This window comes from Rhodococcus sp. H29-C3, assembly GCF_030063405.1.
Lineage (GTDB): Bacteria > Actinomycetota > Actinomycetes > Mycobacteriales > Mycobacteriaceae > Rhodococcoides.
Window position 1 is genome coordinate 441,339 of sequence record NZ_JASITC010000001.1, and the last position, 17,654, is coordinate 458,992.

The 17,654-nt window shown below is 62.4% G+C and carries 19 protein-coding genes; 10 read left to right on the forward strand and 9 right to left on the reverse strand.

What is annotated here, in order from left to right; translation table 11 throughout:
- Window positions 1-201: 201 nt before the first annotated feature.
- From QMK32_RS02175 to mnhG, 6 genes are read left to right on the forward strand one after another with little or no spacing between them, the layout of a single operon-like run.
- Window positions 202-3,045 carry a Na+/H+ antiporter subunit A gene (locus tag QMK32_RS02175; protein WP_283472704.1) on the forward strand — a complete coding sequence of 948 codons (2,844 nt, stop codon included), beginning with the start codon at window positions 202-204 and terminating at the stop codon, window positions 3,043-3,045.
- Window positions 3,042-3,677, forward strand: a complete 636-nt coding sequence (locus QMK32_RS02180; protein WP_283472705.1) for a Na(+)/H(+) antiporter subunit C — start codon at window positions 3,042-3,044, stop codon at window positions 3,675-3,677. Before QMK32_RS02175 ends, QMK32_RS02180 begins: the two co-directional genes overlap by 4 nt.
- Entirely contained in the window at window positions 3,674-5,302 is a 1,629-nt protein-coding gene (locus QMK32_RS02185) for a Na+/H+ antiporter subunit D (RefSeq protein ID WP_283472706.1), read from the forward strand. Before QMK32_RS02180 ends, QMK32_RS02185 begins: the two co-directional genes overlap by 4 nt.
- Before the next feature lie 5 nt (window positions 5,303-5,307).
- The gene (locus QMK32_RS02190; protein ID WP_283473150.1) at window positions 5,308-5,943 is read left to right on the forward strand and encodes a Na+/H+ antiporter subunit E; all 636 of its coding nucleotides are present in this window, start codon (window positions 5,308-5,310) and stop codon (window positions 5,941-5,943) included.
- Complete coding sequence (locus tag QMK32_RS02195; RefSeq protein ID WP_269304631.1) at window positions 5,940-6,197, forward strand: monovalent cation/H+ antiporter complex subunit F; 258 nt, start codon at window positions 5,940-5,942, stop codon at window positions 6,195-6,197. The genes QMK32_RS02190 and QMK32_RS02195 overlap by 4 nt, the downstream gene beginning before the upstream one ends.
- Window positions 6,194-6,538: a monovalent cation/H(+) antiporter subunit G gene (gene mnhG, locus QMK32_RS02200; protein ID WP_186627709.1), complete on the forward strand. Its 345-nt coding sequence runs from the start codon at window positions 6,194-6,196 to the stop codon at window positions 6,536-6,538. Before QMK32_RS02195 ends, mnhG begins: the two co-directional genes overlap by 4 nt.
- On the opposite strand, the gene QMK32_RS02205 is transcribed toward mnhG, so the two are convergent.
- From QMK32_RS02205 to napA, 5 genes are all read right to left on the reverse strand, one after another.
- The gene (locus QMK32_RS02205) at window positions 6,501-7,838 is read right to left on the reverse strand and encodes a phosphatase PAP2 family protein (protein ID WP_283472707.1); all 1,338 of its coding nucleotides are present in this window, start codon (window positions 7,836-7,838) and stop codon (window positions 6,501-6,503) included. The two genes, mnhG and QMK32_RS02205, sit on opposite strands and share 38 nt — an antisense overlap.
- 46 nt (window positions 7,839-7,884) lie before the next feature.
- On the reverse strand, window positions 7,885-9,003 hold the full coding sequence (locus QMK32_RS02210) for a glutamate--cysteine ligase (RefSeq protein ID WP_283473151.1): 1,119 nt from the start codon (window positions 9,001-9,003) through the stop codon (window positions 7,885-7,887).
- A gap of 156 nt (window positions 9,004-9,159) precedes the next feature.
- Entirely contained in the window at window positions 9,160-9,858 is a 699-nt protein-coding gene (gene sodC / locus QMK32_RS02215; RefSeq protein ID WP_283472710.1) for a superoxide dismutase[Cu-Zn], read from the reverse strand.
- Between the two features lie 84 nt (window positions 9,859-9,942).
- Window positions 9,943-10,476: a LytR C-terminal domain-containing protein gene (locus QMK32_RS02220; RefSeq protein ID WP_283472712.1), complete on the reverse strand. Its 534-nt coding sequence runs from the start codon at window positions 10,474-10,476 to the stop codon at window positions 9,943-9,945.
- A gap of 33 nt (window positions 10,477-10,509) precedes the next feature.
- On the reverse strand, window positions 10,510-10,839 hold the full coding sequence (gene napA, locus QMK32_RS02225) for a nucleoid-associated protein NapA (protein WP_269305347.1): 330 nt from the start codon (window positions 10,837-10,839) through the stop codon (window positions 10,510-10,512).
- 276 nt (window positions 10,840-11,115) lie between these two features.
- On the opposite strand from napA, the gene QMK32_RS02230 reads away from it, so the two are divergent.
- The 3 genes from QMK32_RS02230 to QMK32_RS02240 are packed head-to-tail and all read left to right on the forward strand — an operon-like array spanning window position 11,116 to window position 13,495.
- Window positions 11,116-11,709: a peptide deformylase gene (locus QMK32_RS02230; RefSeq protein ID WP_283472713.1), complete on the forward strand. Its 594-nt coding sequence runs from the start codon at window positions 11,116-11,118 to the stop codon at window positions 11,707-11,709.
- 4 nt (window positions 11,710-11,713) lie between these two features.
- Window positions 11,714-12,643 (forward strand): N-acetylglutamate synthase, CG3035 family, encoded by a 930-nt coding sequence (locus QMK32_RS02235; RefSeq protein ID WP_502943505.1) that lies wholly within the window; start codon window positions 11,714-11,716, stop codon window positions 12,641-12,643.
- 51 nt (window positions 12,644-12,694) lie between these two features.
- Window positions 12,695-13,495: an exodeoxyribonuclease III gene (locus QMK32_RS02240; RefSeq protein ID WP_283472715.1), complete on the forward strand. Its 801-nt coding sequence runs from the start codon at window positions 12,695-12,697 to the stop codon at window positions 13,493-13,495.
- 31 nt (window positions 13,496-13,526) lie between these two features.
- Here the strand turns inward: QMK32_RS02240 and QMK32_RS02245 are convergent, their stop codons facing one another.
- Together QMK32_RS02245 and QMK32_RS02250 are read right to left on the reverse strand one after the other, a co-directional pair.
- Window positions 13,527-13,853, reverse strand: coding sequence for a GNAT family N-acetyltransferase (locus QMK32_RS02245; protein WP_283472717.1), 327 nt, complete (start codon window positions 13,851-13,853; stop codon window positions 13,527-13,529).
- Window positions 13,854-13,931: 78 nt separating this feature from the next.
- Window positions 13,932-14,258 carry a GNAT family N-acetyltransferase gene (locus QMK32_RS02250; RefSeq protein WP_269304617.1) on the reverse strand — a complete coding sequence of 109 codons (327 nt, stop codon included), beginning with the start codon at window positions 14,256-14,258 and terminating at the stop codon, window positions 13,932-13,934.
- Between the two features lie 258 nt (window positions 14,259-14,516).
- Between QMK32_RS02250 and thiD the strand changes: the two genes are divergently transcribed.
- Window positions 14,517-15,371 (forward strand): bifunctional hydroxymethylpyrimidine kinase/phosphomethylpyrimidine kinase, encoded by an 855-nt coding sequence (gene thiD, locus QMK32_RS02255; protein WP_283472719.1) that lies wholly within the window; start codon window positions 14,517-14,519, stop codon window positions 15,369-15,371.
- On the opposite strand, the gene QMK32_RS02260 is transcribed toward thiD, so the two are convergent.
- Both QMK32_RS02260 and QMK32_RS02265 read right to left on the reverse strand, forming a co-directional pair.
- On the reverse strand, window positions 15,333-16,139 hold the full coding sequence (locus QMK32_RS02260) for an adenylate/guanylate cyclase domain-containing protein (protein ID WP_283472721.1): 807 nt from the start codon (window positions 16,137-16,139) through the stop codon (window positions 15,333-15,335). The two genes, thiD and QMK32_RS02260, sit on opposite strands and share 39 nt — an antisense overlap.
- A gap of 32 nt (window positions 16,140-16,171) precedes the next feature.
- The gene (locus QMK32_RS02265; protein WP_283472723.1) at window positions 16,172-17,650 is read right to left on the reverse strand and encodes a M28 family peptidase; all 1,479 of its coding nucleotides are present in this window, start codon (window positions 17,648-17,650) and stop codon (window positions 16,172-16,174) included.
- Window positions 17,651-17,654: the final 4 nt, after the last annotated feature.

Genomic DNA, 17,654 nt, shown 5'->3' on the forward strand with positions numbered 1-17,654 from the left:
CGGATTGTTCGAACCGTCAAGACCCCTTCCGCACCGGGTAACGGCGTTGCGCCCGTGCAAAGTAAGATCGAACCAATCCATCTCGTCGGCCGCGAACACGGCTCACGAGTGTTCTCGATAATTGCTCGACTACTCGACGCCGCCCCACGACCACCGTGTCTCCCTCTCAGGCGACACGACCCGAGACGACGGAGTAATTTTTTGCTCGCTATCTTGTTGGCGCACACGGTCGCTGCCGTGTTTGCGCCGCTTGCGGTCCGGTATTGGGGCCGCAACGCTTTCTTCCCGCTCGCACTGGTTCCATTGGCGAGCCTCATCTGGGTCTTCGCGAATTGGAATACCGAGCAGACGCTGAGCATCCAATGGGTTCCCGGACTGTCGATGAACTTCGACATGCGGTTCGACTCGCTTGCCGCGATCATGTCGCTACTGGTCCTCGGCATCGGGGCGCTGATTCTGCTCTACTGTGCGCGCTACTTCGAGGACGACGAACCTCGCCTCGGCATCTTCGCTGCGGAGATGGTCGCCTTCTCCGGCGCGATGTTCGGACTCATCACAAGCGACAACATGTTGGTGCTGTACGTCTTTTGGGAAATCACGACAGTTCTGTCGTTCTTGCTCGTCGGCCACTATGCCGAGCGGGCCTCGTCTCGACGTGCGGCGACTCAGGCTTTGCTCGTCACCACCGCAGGCGGCCTTGCGATGCTCGTCGGCATCATCATCCTGGGTCAGGTCGCCGGAAGCTACAGCCTCTCCACCATCATCGCCGACGCGCCCGGCGGGTGGCTTGCGGGTGTGGCCGTCGTACTGATTCTCATTGGCGCGCTCAGCAAATCGGCCATCGTTCCGATGCACTTCTGGCTGCCAGGGGCAATGGCAGCACCGACTCCGGTCAGTGGCTATTTGCACGCCGCGGCCATGGTGAAGGCCGGTATCTATCTCGTAGCTCGCATGGCACCGGGTTTCGCAGACTCAGGGCCCTGGCGGGCGACGGTCATCTCACTCGGTCTGGTGTCGATGATCCTGGCGGGCTGGCGTGCGCTACGTGCCTTCGACCTCAAGCTCATCCTCGCATTCGGTACGGTCAGCCAACTCGGATTCCTGATGGTCCTCGTCGGGATCGGCACCGAACAGGCGATGCTCGCAGGCCTGGCCATGGTCCTGGCTCACGCCATGTTCAAAGCGACGCTCTTCATGGTCGTCGGCGCCATCGACCACACCACCGGAACACGCGATATCCGCAAGCTCGCGCACCTCGGTAAGAAGGTGCCGATACTGGCAGGCATCGCCGCACTCGCCGCAGCCAGCATGGCCGGACTGCCGCCGTTCCTGGGCTTCGTCGGCAAAGAAGCGGCCCTGTCGGCAGTGATCGGCACCCCTGTTCTCGATCCGACCGTCAGCATTCTCGTCGTCACCGCAATGGTGATCGGGTCGATGCTGACGGTGACGTACAGCATCCGCTTCGTGTGGGGCGCATTCGGCCGCAAGCAGCTCAAGCGCCCGAGCCCGGCGGTGAAGAAGATGCATCAACCAGCCGCTCTCTTCCTGGCCGCTCCCGCATTCCTAGCGGTCCTCGGACTCCTCGCAGGCATCTTCTCCCCGGTCGTCGACGCCATCGTGAGCCCCTACGCTCGTACGACGCCGTCCTACGGGCAGGCGTCGTACCACCTTTCTCTGTGGCACGGATTCAATCTGCCGCTCGGACTGACGGTGATCGTCGTGAGCGGAGGCGTGGCCCTGTTCATCGCCCATCGAGTTCTGAACCGGCTCAAGTTCGAGCATCCACCGCTCGGCAACGCCGACCGCGTCTACGACGCCGTACTCAAGGGGATGGACACGCTGTCTATCCGATTGACCGGTTCCACCCAGCGCGGGTCCCTGCCGGTCACACAGGCAACCATCCTTCTCACCCTCGTTCTGCTGCCGATGATCGTGCTGGCCGTCGGCGACGTGCCGGGCCTGAACTTCAAGCTTTTCGACACCCCGCTGCAGATGGTGGTGGCACTGATCATGATCGCCGGGGCACTCGGCGCGACGGTCATGCGTAACCGTCTCGCCAGCGTGCTCCTCGTCGGAGTCACCGGATACGGGTGCGGCATCATCTTCGCCATCCACGGCGCTCCCGATCTAGCCCTGACACAGTTCCTCGTCGAGACACTGACCCTCGTCGTCTTCGTTCTGGTACTACGCAAACTGCCTGCCGAGGTCGACGACCGCGGATCTGCCGGTTGGCGCATCCCACGTGCGCTGCTGGCAATTGCCGTCGGCGCCACGGTGACGATCCTGGGCGCGTTCGCGATGAACGCCCGCAGCACCGAGCCGCTGTACCTGCAACTCCCCGACGCCGCCTACCTACTCGGCGACGGTAAGAACATCGTCAATGTTCTCCTGGTCGATATTCGCGCCTGGGACACCCTCGGCGAGATTTCGGTATTGCTGGTCGCAGCCACCGGCGTCGCGAGTCTGGTGTTCCGAAACCGGCGGTTCGGCACCGCTCCACGCGTGTCCGACGCCCCTGCCAGCAGTTCCGAAAGCGGAGTCGGCTCGGATACGACCTGGTTGCTCGGGGGCGATCTGATCGACCCGCGGCATCGTTCACTGATTCTCGAAGTCACCACTCGCCTGGTCTTCCCGACGATCATGGTGATGTCGGTGTACTTCTTCTTCGCCGGCCACAACGCGCCGGGTGGAGGTTTCGCGGGCGGTCTGACGGCCGGTCTGGCGCTCGTACTCAGATACCTTGCCGGTGGGCGATACGAACTGGGTGAAGCGGTGCCGATCGACGCAGGCAAGATCCTCGGTCTCGGCCTCATCTTCGCCGCGGGCACTGCCTTGACTTCGTTGTTCCTCGGTGCCCCCGCATTGTCCTCCGCCACCTTGGAATTGACCCTGCCGATCCTCGGTGACATCAAAATTGTCACTGCCTTGTTCTTCGATCTCGGTGTCTACCTCATCGTCGTCGGTCTCGTACTGGACATACTGCGTAGTCTCGGCGCTCGTCTCGACGCTCAGGTGGAAACCAAGAAGCAGGTGAACGCGCGATGACCGCAAATCTCGGAATGCTGATCATCGTCGGAGTACTCGTCTCGTGCGGGGTGTATCTACTCCTCGAGCGTTCGATCACCAAGATGCTGCTCGGGCTGCTTCTGTTCGGCAACGGAGTCAACATCCTGATCCTCACCGTCGGCGGCCCCCCAGACAATCCACCGATCGTGGGGCGCGGCACGGCCATTCACGAGCAGATGGCAGATCCGTTGGCACAGGCGATGATTCTGACGGCGATCGTCATCACGATGGGCATTGCCGCGTTCGTGTTGGCGTTGGCGTACCGCTCGTTCACGCTCAATACCAAGGACGACGTCGAGAACGACCCAGAGGACACCAAGGTCTCCAAGCGTCGATCGGTCGCCGACGCACCGGACCGCGACCGCTCCGACGACCCCGTCACCGGCGAGCCGAGTTTCGGCGGCGACGCCTTCGACTCACAGGGAAACCCGATACCCATCGACGAATTGAAGAATATCGAAGATCTGGAATGTTACGAGGACCTGCACGAAGGCGATTTCGACGATGATGACGACGAACCCGAGGTGCAAGGTCTGGACGGGATCGACAGTGCCGTCAAAGATACGACCCCAGTAGAGAAAAGGACGAAGAAGAAGGGGAATGCAACATGACCCTTCCCGCGGGCACAACCGATGTTCTCACCCCTCTCCCCGTCCTCATCCCGATGATTGCTGCGGCCTTGACGCTCGTGCTCGGCCGTCGTCCACGGGCCCAGCGTTTCATTACCGTCGTCGCATTGACCGCGGTCGTCCTGGTTTCCGGTGCACTTCTCTATCTAGCCGATCGAGACGGAGCCACCGCGCTGCAGGTCGGTGGCTGGGATTCGCCCATCGGAATATCGCTGGTGGTCGATCGATTGGCCGCGATGATGCTGGTGGTCAGCTCGATCGTGTTGCTCGCCGTGATGGTGTACTCGATCGGTCAGGGTATTCGTGACGGCAGCGACAACCAGCCGGTGTCGATCTTTCTGCCCACCTACCTGGCGTTGACAGCAGGGATCTGCAACGCTTTCCTCGCGGGCGACCTGTTCAATCTGTATGTCGGATTCGAGGTTCTGCTCGCCGCCTCGTTCGTGCTGTTGACCCTCGGTGCCAGCGCGGACCGCGTCCGCGCCGGCGTCTCGTACGTCATGGTCTCGATGGTGTCTTCGTTGATCTTCCTGGTCGGAATCGGGCTCGTCTACGCCGCCACCGGCACGCTCAATCTTGCTCACATGGCGACTCGTCTCGAAGACATCCCCACCGGAACCAGAACTGCGATCTTCGCCGTCCTCCTCGTTGCCTTCGGGATCAAGGCCGCGGTATTCCCACTCTCGACATGGCTTCCCGATTCGTACCCGACCGCTCCGGCCCCGGTCACCGCGGTCTTCGCCGGATTGCTTACCAAAGTCGGTGTGTACGCGATCATCCGCGCGCATACTCTGCTGTTTCCCGACGGCAGTCTCGACAATGTGCTCATGGTGTGTGGTCTGCTCACGATGCTGGTCGGCATTTTGGGCTCGATTGCCCAAAGCGACATCAAACGTCTGCTCTCGTTCACGCTCGTCAGCCACATCGGATACATGATCTTCGGTGTCGCACTGTCGACTCAGTCAGGCCTGTCCGGCTCGATCTACTATGTAGCGCACCACATTATCGTGCAGACGACGCTGTTCCTCGTAGTCGGGCTCATCGAGCGTCAGGCCGGATCCTCGTCGCTACGACGGCTCGGCGGACTGGCTGCGGCGAGCCCCGTGCTGGCCATCGTCTTCTTGGTCCCGGCATTGAATCTTGGTGGCATTCCACCGTTCTCGGGCTTCATCGGCAAGGTCGCATTGCTGCAGGCAGGTAGCGCAGACGGCAGTGTTCTCGCCTGGATACTTGTCGCGGGTGGCACGGTCACCAGTTTGCTGACGCTTTACGTCATCGCTCGTGTCTGGACGAAAGCATTCTGGCGAGCGCGGGCCGACGCACCCGAAGGTGACCTGGCCGATCACAGCCCTTCGGCGCTACTGGACGACTCGACGGATATCGCTTTCGGTGACCGCGAGGATGTCGGCCGCATGCCGGCGTTCATGCTCATCCCGACGATCGGTTTGGTCATCGTCGGTTTGGCACTGACAGTGTTCGCGGGTCGGATCATCGACATCAGCGATCGTGCGGCAGCGGATCTACGAGACAGGTCGGTGTACATCGACGCGGTACTCGGAGCAGAATTCGTGGGCGATCGCGCTGCCGAAGCAGCGGAGGGCAAATGAAGTACATGAATCGCTTTCTGCTCCTGCGACTCTGGACACTCGCCTGGCTGACCTCGGTGTGGGTCCTGCTGTGGGGCAGCCTCTCTCCAGCAAATGTGCTCGGCGGAATCGTCGTCGGACTCGGCATCATGCTGCTCTTGCCGCTCCCCAAGGTTCCCGTCGAGGGCCGCGTTCACGTCCTGTCGGTGTTCAAGCTCATTTGCGTATTCTTCTATTACGCAATCGCATCGAGCTTCAGTGTCGCGTGGCTGGCAATTCGACCGCAGGCCCCGCCCATCACCGGCGTCCTACGGGTCCGCATCGCAATCAAGTCGGATCTGGTGCTGACACTGTGTGTGGACGCACTCAATCTCATTCCCGGAACGATGGTTCTCGAGATCGACCAGACGCGCAGGCTCGTCTACGTCCACGTCCTCGACATGGGTAGCCAAAAGGCAATCGACGCCTTCTACCGGTCCGTTCGACTACTCGAAAAGTTGTTTATCGCTGCATTCGAGCGCGATTCCGATTGGAAGCCGAGCCCCTTGCATTTTCAGGAGTACCAGCGGTATCACGGTGTTCTCGGCGATGACGTCGCTACGCCGGTGGAAGTTCGGGACGACAAGCGGATCGATGACGAGAGAAAGGGCGACTGGTCATGAACGTGGTTCTCGTGATCGCGGGCGTGCTGCTGATCTCTGCAGCCGTCATCACCACCTATCGACTTCTCGACGGCCCCGGCACTCTTGATCGCCTCGTAGCGATGGACTCGATTCTTGCGGTGTCGATGTGTGGGCTGGCCCTGTGGTCGGTCCACAGCCTCGACACCACGATCGTGCCGGCCATCGTCGCGCTGTCTCTGGTGAGTTTCATCGGGTCGGTCAGCGTCGCGCGATTCCGAGTGAGGGACGAATGAACGCATTCTTCGAAGTAATTTCGGCTGTTCTGATCTTGATCGGATCCACGCTGGCGTTCACCGCAGCGATTGGGATCGTTCGGTTTCCGGATACTCTCTCGCGCATGCATGCTGCGACCAAGCCGCAAGTCGTCGGACTGATTCTCGTACTGACCGGCGCTGTCATCCAACTGCGCGGCAATGTCGACATCTGGATGCTCGTTCTGGTCGGCGTGTTCACCTTGGCGACCGCTCCGGTCATTGCACACATCGTCGGTCGTGTTGCCTATCGCGAGCAGCGAGGCCGCGACGGTCTGCTGGTCGTCAACGAGATGGAGCCCGACGAATCGGATCCTCGCTAGTGCTGCGTCCACCCCAGTTGGCCATCGCAGTACCGGGCGCTGCGAAGAACGTCGCGTAGAACATCACGACGACCGAGCCCATCAGCAGCAGGACCAGGGGACCGAACACCTCGGGATACGTCGCGAACGGGACGGCCAGGTAGCGGTAGCTCGACAAGAGCACCAGCAAGGTCACCGTCCCGTACGAGACCAGCCGGATACGGCCCCCGTCCCAGCCTCGTTCGGGGTCACGCAGGATCGTTTCGAGAGTCAGACACAGAACGACACCTGCGACGAGGTCGACTCCGTAGTGGTAGCCGAATCCGAGCGTCGCGGCCAGGGTGCCCACCAACCACGTCGTGCCGCCGAGTCGAAGCCACCACGGGCCTCTGCGTGAATGAATGAACAAGCTCAATGCCCAGGCAGTGTGGAGGCTCGGCATGCAGTTGCGCGGTGTCGAGGAGTCGAACGGGATCTCGGACGGCGAGGTGTCCATCGGAACTATCGTGGGCCAGAAGTCCCCGATCTCGAAGCCCTGCCCGGCCGAACCGTAAGCGAACATCGGTCCCACCACAGGGAACACGATGTAGATGATCGGCCCGACAAGGCCGATCAGCAGAAACGTGCGAACCAGATTGTGCCTCGGCCATGGGCGTCCCGTCGCAACACCACGTAGTTGATAGATCGCGATGGCGATCGCGGCGACCGGGAGTTGGATATAGATCCAATGGAGGACCGCATACGCGGGTGGGCCGAGTGCTGTGAGGGCAGTACCGACGACCCACGACGGGTTTCCGAGCGCGTGATCTGCCAGCTGGGCGTACTCGTCGAGTACGTTCGGCCGGACGAGAGTGGTGATCTGTAGCCAAGCGTCTCCGGCCTTCGAGGCGAGGATCAGCAAGCCGCCGAGGCACACGGATTTGATTCCGTGACTGTCCCGGGTCCACACCGTGTAGACCGCGAGGCCGACCAGGATTATCACCGCGCCGTTGCCGACGGAGAGTGGAAGCCCGGATTCGGCCCTGCCGACAGCGAAGACGATGTCGATAGCGACCGCGAGCGCCAACGACCATAATCGGACCCGATTGTTCACACCGACGAGTCCGAGGATCAGACCGGCCCACGGTAGTGACATCGACTTGGGCGTACCGGCGACATCGTTCCAGATACTCGCGAACGGGCCGGGGAATCCGTTGTGGGTTGCAGCGAGCTGCAGAAATCCGAGGAACGCAGCTACCGCCGCCGCACCGACACCATAGAACCGTAAGGAATTCGGTACCGCCCCGTGGGTGGAGCCGTCCCCCTCTTCACCCGCACGCACGCCGCTAATAGTAAACGGTGAATGAACAACTATTTACAGTGAGCTGTCACGCTCGAAGATCGGCGACCAACGACGCCACGACGGCTCTGAGATCTCCACCGGATTCTGCGGCGATCCGGCGTTGCCGTTGATATGACGCTCCCAGACGTGGAATGTCGGCGACAGCGGCCAATTCGTCGGCGCATCCGAGACGCACCGCGGTCGGGGTCAACTTCTCGAGCAAATCGTACAGATCGTCGGTGACCAGTCGCTCGTTGCTGTCCGCATCGAGAATGATTTCGGCGTCGAGGCCGTACCTCGCTGCCCGCCACTTGTTCTCCTGTACGTGCCACGGCGGCATCGTCGGGAGCGTCTCGCCGGCTTCGAGACGTTCGTCGAGGTTCACGATCAGACAGTGCGTCAGCGCTACCAGTGCCGCGAGTTCACGTTTGGTGGCCGTCCCGTCGCACACCCGTACCTCGATGGTTCCCCACTTGGGGGCCGGTCGGATGTCCCAGTGCATTCCACCGAGCTGCTCGATGACGCCGGTTTTCATCTGATCACGGACGAAGCCCTCGAATTGCCCCCAGTCCTCGAACTGGAATGGCAGTCCTGCCGTCGGAAGCTGTTGGAACATCAGTGCCCTGTTGCTTGCATAGCCGGTGTCCGAACCGGCCCAGATCGGTGACGACGCCGATAGTGCCAACAAATGTGGATATTGCAGGAGCAGCGAGTTCAGGATCGGAAACACTTTGTCGGGCGAGGACACTCCGACGTGAACGTGCACTCCCCAGATCAACATCTGACGGCCCCACCACTGGGTCCGGGCGATCAGTTCGTCGTAGCTGGGTGAGCGAGTGAGCACCTGTGTCGACCACTCTGCGAACGGGTGCGTGCCTGCGGAGAACAGATCTATGCCGAGTGGGTCCGCCGCCCGGCGAACGAGATCGAGGGATTCACCGAGATCGTCCATGGCCTCACCGACGTTCTCGCACACTCCGGTGACGAGCTCGACGGTATTGCGCAGCAACTCCTTGGTGACGCGTGGCGTCCGATCACCCGACAGCTCCGTGACACCGTCCATAACCTCCTCGGCCGAGTTGACCAGGTCGAGAGACTCCTTGTCCACGAGCGCGATTTCCCATTCGACGCCGAGCGTGGGTCGTGGGGAACTCTCGAAGTGGATGGCAGGAGCGGAGCCTGCGGAGCGACCGGAGACTGCAGGAGCGGAGCCTGCGGAGCGACCGGAGACTGCAGGAGCGGAGCCTGCGGAGCGACCGGAGACTGCAGGAGCGGAGCCTGCGGAGCGACCGGAGAGGTTGGGTGTCTTCGGAGAAGTCACCTAGTCGATGACCGCGCAGGCCACACGACCGCCGGCGTCACCGGTCATCAGTGTGCTGGTATCGGGCACCGCAGCGCCGTCGGGCAGGGTGTATCGCGATGGAATGTTGGCGAAGTTGTCTGCCCCGGCGTGGATGACGACTGCGCGGCCGCCGTCTGCCTGCAGATCTTCGAGTGTGACGGCGTCGGTGGTGGTGACCAATTCGGCGGTGCCGTCTTCGCGGACCTGCAGTGAGGTCAAGTCACCGCTGGAAGGGTGCTCGGTGCGGCCGTCGACCTGGAGGTGTCCACCTGCGGAGAGGAAGTTACCGGGTTCGCCGCCGGTCGGCGCCACGGAGTTCGCCTCGCATTTGCCGACGGTGTGAATGTGCAGACCGTGAAATCCTGGTGTCAGGCCTTCTGCGTCGACGGTGATGCGGAGGTGGCTTCCCTCTTCGACGATCGAGACGGTGCCGACATCTGCGCCGGACGCGTCCTTCAGCGATGCCTCGATATCCCCCGACCCGACGGGCGCATCTGCTGGGACGGCCTTGGCGTTCGGATCCTCTTTGCCGGTCCACACGGCGGGCGTCGTGCCGGGGACGTCGGAGGCAGTCTCGGGAGCACCGCATGCAACCAAGCCGAAGGCCGCGAGGGCTACAACTGGGGTCGCGAGGCGCCAGGTTCGGCTCACTGGCCGAGCGATACGAATCGGTGCCATGAAATTGCTCCTTCGAAGGGCAGGCTGGGCGGTTGTGTCGATCATAACTATGGCCGGTAGTACTACCGGCCCAAGGGTTGACACTTACTCGGTCACGACGACGATGACACCTTCACCGAAACTCGACAATGTCGTCGGTCGGGGGAATGCAGCGACGCCGAGTTCAGTCGATATCTGTTGGGCAGCGGCCTGCGCACCCGGCGATTTGTCGTAGTAGACCGTGGTTTGTGCAATCTGCGCCTCGGAGAAATTGCCGGTCTCCGCGATATTCCAGCCTTCAGCGGTGAGTGTGGCAGCTGTTCCGGCGGCGAGACCGGATACGTTGCTGTTGTTGAGAACGCGAACTTCGACGTCGGTCGGTTCGCCGGTGGGAGTCGGCGCGGAGGTGCGCGTGGCCGAAGCTGGGGCCTGCGCTGCGGCGGGAGGCTGCGCTGCGGCGGAGCTGGCCGGAGCCTGCTGCGCGGCGCTGGTCGTCGCCTGTGCCGCTGGTTCCTCGGTCTCGTCCGAACCGGTCAACGACAGTGCCCCGATTGCTGCGAAGAGAATCGCCAGCGAAATCAACACCATTGCCAGAGCGCGGAGCGGAGGGCCGGACGATTCCGGATTGGGACTGCTCACACTCGAAGACACTAGTTGATCGCGGCTCGGCCTCTAGACTTCGAAGCCCAGTCTGCGTGCCGCGCGAGCCTTCTGCCTGCTCGCGCGCAGACGCCGCAGCCTCTTGACCAGCATGGGGTCGGCTGCGAGGGATTCAGGACGGTCTACAAGTGCGTTGAGGACTTGGTAGTACCGGGTGGCGGACATGGAGAAGAGTTCCTTGATCGCCTCTTCTTTGGCGCCGGCGTACTTCCACCACTGGCGTTCGAAGGACAATATGTCGTGCTCGCGACGAGTCAGTCCGTCTGCTCCGACCTCGTTCAGATCTTCGGAGCTTTCGGATTGCGGAGCCTGGTCCGAGTCACGCGCTGCTGCGCCGTCCATCTCACTCCTCGACTTCATCTTTTACCCGCATCGGCTGCGGATCCACGTTCGGTGCCGCATTGCCTGCCAAGACTCAACGGGCTCGCCCGACTTAGCGTCACCCATCTGGCCTGACAGACGGAGGCCCAGCGAATTACACACGTGTAGTTCGGTACTGATTCAACCATGGTAGGCGTGCCACACGCCGTGTACGGTGTCTGCGGCGAGTCGCGTGGGTGGCCGTTCCGGCTCACCTTGTGTCGGCGACTCTGCACGGGGACACTATTCTTCTCGACCATGGCAATTCTTCCCATCCGGATCGTCGGAGATCCGGTTCTACACAACCCGACGGACGCTGTCACGCAGACACCTGCCGAGCTCGCAGACCTTATCGCGGATATGTACGAAACGCTCGACATCGCAAACGGTGTCGGCCTAGCTGCCAATCAGGTCGGCATCCCGCTACGCCTATTCGTGTACGACTGCCCTGACGAGGGGGCCGACGGCAAGCTCGTCCGCCGAAAGGGCGAGGTGATCAACCCCGTGCTCGAGACTTCGGCCATCCCCGAGACCATGCCCGATCCCGAGGACGACGACGAAGGCTGCCTGTCGGTACCCGGCGAGCAGTACCCCACCGGGCGTGCCGACTGGGCTCGGGTCACCGGCACCGACGCGAACGGCGAACCAGTCGACATCGAAGGAACCGGTTTCTTCGCGCGCATGCTTCAGCACGAGGTCGGTCATCTGGATGGGTTTCTCTACGTCGACGTGCTGGTGGGCCGCAACGCTCGCGCAGCCAAGAAGGCCATCAAGCGCGCAGGCTGGGGCAAGCCGGGCCTGAGTTGGATACCGGGAACAGTCGAAGATCCGTTCGGCCACGAGGACGACTGAGCTCGTGGCCGTCACGCCCGGCACCCGCATCATGCTGCGGTATCGGCTCCCCCCGGGTTACAGCCATCCGATGACCGACGTCATCGGTGAACTGGTCGAGGCAGACGACACCGTCGTAGCCGTTCGGGCCGGGGACGGTCGCGTCATACGAGTGGCCCGTGATCGCGTCGTGGCGATAAAGGCCCTCGGTCCGCGACCGATCAGAACCTCGGAGATCAGAGCACTCGAACGTGCTGCTTCCGATGGGTGGCCGGGCCTGGAGCAGGCATGGATCGGTGGATGGCTGCTGCGGTACGGCCGCGGGTTCACCGGCCGAGCAAACTCTGCAGTTCCGCTCGAACCGCACGCCGACGAGTCCTCACTCGGTGAGATCGCCGCATGGTTCCGCTACCGCGGACAGTTGCCGAAGTTGTTGTTGCCCGATCGTCTCGGCGCAGTTCCCGCAGGTTGGACAACGGGCTACGAGGTCATGGTGATGGCCGCGGACATCACCACCCTCGTGGTGCCGTCCGACTCGTTATCAGTCATCACCGCCGCTCCCGACGAGGACTGGCGGAAGTTTTATCACTACCGCGGACGGCCCGTACCCGAGGATGCAATGGACGTCGTGTCGGCCGTCCGCGACGGGGTTGTCGGTTTTGCGCGGATCGGCGGTTCCGCGACGGAGATGCTGGCCATCGGACGTGCAGCCGTCACCACGGCCCCCGACCAGCGACGCTGGGTCGGATTGACGGCGATCGAGGTCTCCGAGGCTCATCGACGACGCGGGGTCGGGACGCGCATCTGCGGTGAACTCCTCGCATGGGGAGTGCGTCAGCGAGCAACTCACGCCTACCTGCAGGTGTCGACCGACAACCTCGGCGCCCTCGCGATGTACCGGGAGCTCGGATTCGTCGAACATCACCGATATCGATACGCCGAGCCACCTCGATGACCCCTGGCACACCGCTGGGCCGAGGATCGGCGCTCGGTTAGGGTGTGTGCCGTGCGACTGGCTACTTGGAATGTGAACTCTGTCCGCTCTCGGCAGGACCGAATCGTCGATTGGCTCCAACGATCCGATATCGATGTCCTGGCTATGCAGGAAACCAAATGCAAGGACGAGCAGTTTCCGTACGAGCGGTTCCGTGAAATCGGGTACGAGGTCGCTCACGACGGCCTGAGCCAGTGGAACGGCGTCGCGTTGCTCTCCCGCGTCGGCTTGGAAGATGTGCAGATCGGTTTCGAGGATCAGCCCGGTTTCAGCAAGGATCCAGAGATCGAAGCGGTGCGAGAAGCTCGCGCAATCGGGGCAACGTGCGACGGCGTCCGGGTGTGGAGCCTCTACGTTCCCAATGGCCGGGATCTTGCCGATCCGCATTACACGTACAAGCTGGAGTGGCTGGCCAAACTACAGGCCGATGCGCAGGCATGGTTGTCCGCGGATCCGAAGGCTCAGATCGCGTTGGTCGGAGACTGGAACATCGCCCCCACCGACGCAGACGTGTGGGATCCGGAATTGTTCGAGGGCAAGACTCACACGTCGCAGCCCGAGCGCGATGCATTCGAGGCGTTCATCCAAGCCGGATTCGCCGAGGTCACACGGCAATTCACATCCGAGCCACGAACCTTCACCTACTGGGATTACACGCAGCTGAGGTTCCCGAAAAAGCAGGGACTGCGAATCGACATGGCGCTGACCTCCCCCGCGCTCGCATCTCGCGTCTCCGGCGCATCCATCGATCGCGAAGAGCGCAAGGGCAAGGGCGCCAGCGATCACGCGCCCGTCATCCTCGACATCTCCTGACCCAGGGCTAGTCGACCAACCTGATCCAGAGCTAGGCGACCAGGTCGAGAAACTCGGGATTTCGCGCGAGGTATCGCCTCACGTACGTGCAGATCGGGACTATCCGCCATTGGCGGTCGCGTGCGGTGTTGAGAGCCCCACGGACAAGCACAGCTGCCCACCCTCGGTCACTGAAGTCTTCTTTGACCACGGTGTGCATGAAGGCGACGGCGCCTTCGTCCGCGTCTCGATACCCGAGGATTCCGACGAGTTCTTCGCCGACGAACAGGTCGAACCGATTGTGCGCTGTGTTGTCTTCGATGCGCACCGCCGCGGTGACGGCGGCCGCAGAAGTCAGGTCGATGCGACTGTGATTCATATCACCATGAGAACAGTAGTCGTGCCGATTGGGGACGGAACAGAGCAATTCGACTCAGGCAAGGTGAAACCGTTACCGCTACAGCGGAACGACGACGTCGGAGTAGTCGGGGTTGGCGGTGACGAATCTTTGTACATAAGTACAGACCGGCTTGACCTTCCAGCCGTACGACCGAGCGCTGTCGAGTGCCCTGCGAACGAGAACCGCTGCGAGGCCTTGATGTCCGAAGTCTTCAGTGACCACGGTGTGCATGAACGATACGACGCGAGTGCGAGAACCACGTTTGAACGAACCCTCGACTTCGTAGTAGCCGATAATCCCCACCAAGTCGCCATTCAGCCTCAATTCGAATCGATTCTGGTCCGTATTGATGGACACCTCTGCACTGGGTGAGCTGGCGAGCATAGGTCACCTCCTTTGCTGTGTAAGACGTGAATGAAAAGTTCGAGTTGTTACTAAGATGTGACCTGCACCACTATTAAACATGCACACACGAAGCTTGTCACCCATTTGCGCGAACAGACCTTCGGTTACGTAGGTATACAACGCCCCGCTGGTAACCGTCATAGAGTCGGCCACTATTTCATTGTGAATCAACAACATTCACTTCGATGGGCATATCTGCGAAGACCACGTGGACCGTTGCCGGTACTGTCACCTCTTGTGAAGCTCCTACCGCTGACGCCCGACGGCTCCACCCCCGTCCGAGCGCTGACGATCGCCGGCACCGATTCAGGCGGCGGGGCGGGTATCCAAGCCGACAGTCGGACGATGGCGCTGTGCGGCGTCCACGCCTGTGTAGCCGTGGCCGCGGTCACCGTTCAGAACACCGTCGGCGTATCCGGCTTTCACGAGATCCCACCGCGTGTCGTCGCGGATCAAGTTCGCGTGGTGGTCGGCGACATCGGAGTCAGCGCGGCGAAGACAGGAATGCTCGCCTCCACGGCCATCATCGAGGCCGTCACCGCTGTCTGTACAGAGGTAGGAATCGGCCGCGATCAGCCGGTGCCATTGCTGGTCGACCCGGTCTGCGCATCGATGCACGGTGATCCGTTGCTGCACGAGGAAGCCCTCGACGCAATCCGCACGACACTCTTCCCCATTGCCACGATCGTCACTCCCAATCTCGATGAAATCAGGTTGATCACCGGCATCGTCGTGGTCGACGACGACTCCGCACGTCGCGCAGCCGAGGCTCTGCACCAACTGGGCGCCCAGTGGGCCCTCGTCAAGGGTGGCCATCTCCGCACCTCGGACAAAAGCACGGACATCTTGTACGACGGCGACACATTTCTCGAATTTTCCGGCCCTCGCATCGACACCGGAAACGACCACGGTGGGGGCGACACACTCGGAGCGGCCATCACCTGCGCATTGGCGCACGGGTACTCCGTGCCCGATGCCGTCGCGTTCGGCAAGGAATGGGTCACTCGGTGCCTCGAGGCGTCCTACGACCTCGGCGCGGGTCACGGCCCGGTGTCACCGCTGTGGCGACTGCACCACACGGAGAATGCGTAGATCTTCGGGGACACCGCTGAGCTTGGGCGCGAAGAAGCCGCGGCGATAAGGCCGAGTAGCCAGTCCCAGTCGCTCCAGCGTCTCGGGGGGCATCGCATCGACCGACGGTTGCGAGATCATCAGATTCCCGTCTCCGCCGGTTTGCATCACGCGAGCGGCAACTGTGACGTCGACACCGAGCCAGTCGGATCCGATCTGCCGCGGGCTACCGGTATGAATACCGACGCGCATCGTCGGGGTGTATCCGTCTACGTCCACCTCGGCGAGGGCTGCACGTGCCGCTATCGCAGCTTCCAGCGCCCTCTCGGGCCGTGAGAACACTGCCATGACGCCGTCGCCCAACCGCTTGACGACGTGCCCACCGGCGATCTCGATGGCGGGTTCGATTGCCTTGGACACCTTGCGCAGTAGCGTCAGAGTGCCGGTATCGCCCGCCACCAGCGACCACGTCGAAAACCCGACGAGGTCGGTGAAGAGGATGGTCATCTTGCGCTCGCCACGGCCGTGGCCGGTTCGTTCGAGCACTGCCTGCCACAGTTGAAGTGCACCCAAGCCGACCTCGCGGGATGCTCCCGGTTCGTCGTCGAGAAACTTGTCTGCGACGCGCGCCACTGCCAGCGCAGATCCGGGCCCCGCGATCGACAGCGGATCGCCGAAGGACGGATCACCGGGAAGTAATCGCCGTACTCTGCGCACCACGTCGACCACAGCGGGGCGTCGGTTGACGCCCCGGATCCACTCGGCGGTCGACGCCACGTACGGATTCACAGGAGCGACTGTAACCGAAGGTTACACATATCTCATTCCCCCGACCGCGCCTCGGTACGTGCCGCACCCGAGGGAACACCGTTCGGGCCGTCGATCTCCTGCGCGAAAGTTCCGATACCGAACGCGACCGCCGATGCATTCGAATCCAAAGCAGCTCGGTCGATATTGGCGAGGGTGTCTTCGGCGGTGTGGTAATTCTGGTCGAACGTTTCCTCGGCCGTCCCACCCCACTTGGCCGCCTGCTCGGCAGACTTCGTCTCGTCCGCACCGCTGAACACTCCCCCGGACGGAATGCCGACGTCGATGAACGGGCCGTAATCGGAGCGGCCGTCGAAGTCGGTCCCGTCGGCGGCGATGCCTTCTTGCTGCAGACGCTCGAGGAATACCCGCTCGATCCCTTCCGATCCCGGCGGTCCCGCCGGAGCGCCGACCTTGTCCGAGTCGTCGCCGTCGTAGGCGAGGTAGCCGGCGTTGTGCGAGGCGATCATGTCGAAATTCAGATACAGCGCGATTGCTGCTTCGTCCTCCTCGCTCAGCCCCTCGACGTATTTGGTCGACCCCACGAGCCCCGGCTCCTCGGCCCCCCAGAACGTGAAACGCACGGCGTTGGTGATGTCCGGTTCGCTTCCCATCTTCAGGGCCGTCTCGAGAACCGCAGCGGTGCCACTGCCGTTGTCGTTGATGCCCGGCCCCTCGGGGACACTGTCGAGGTGAGCGCCCGCGACGACGACGTTCTCGGTGCTGCCCGTCTTGGTTTGCGCAATGACGTTGCGACTCTTGGTGGTTGTAGTTTCGGTGTCGAGAGTGAGCGTCAATTCCGGCGCCGACGCCACGATCGGTCCGTCTTCGGCGCTGACGCCACCGGCAGGAATCTTCGCGATGTCGGCGCTACCGAGCGTGCCGCCGTCGAGCGGCCCTGGCTCGTTGTTCACCACGATGATCGCGACAGCACCCAGCTCTGCTGCGACGGTCTGTTTCGCGCCGAACGGACACACGCCCCGGTCGACGACGACGATGGCACCGGACACCTCGAGACCGTCGTAATCTGTTGCTTCGCAACCAGGTGAACCGTCGGCCGGGGCGAGAACCACCCGTGCGGTGATGCCGTCGGATGGAGACGACGGTGAATAGGTCAGAGCGCTGACCGAGAGCTGCTGATCGCCTGCAGAGAGCCGTTGGGTGTCGGCGGTGAATTGATCGAACTCGAATTCGGGTGTCTCCACCGCGAATCCGGCGGACTCGAGCTGATCGACGACGTAGTCGACACTTGCGTCGTATCCAGGAGTACCCGCTGCGCGATTCCCGTTGTTGTCGGTGGCAATTCGCTCGAGTTGTTCGAGGTGAGCGATGACGCCCTCCTCGGTGACTGCGTCGGCAAGCCCCCGGCCGTCTGCTGTCGCAACCGGGGTAGGAGCAGCGATGGCCGGTTGTTCCTCATCCGAAGACGAGGAACAACCGGCCATCACGAGCATGCCTGCTGCGAAACTTGCCAGAAGGGTTGTCCGTCGCATGCAT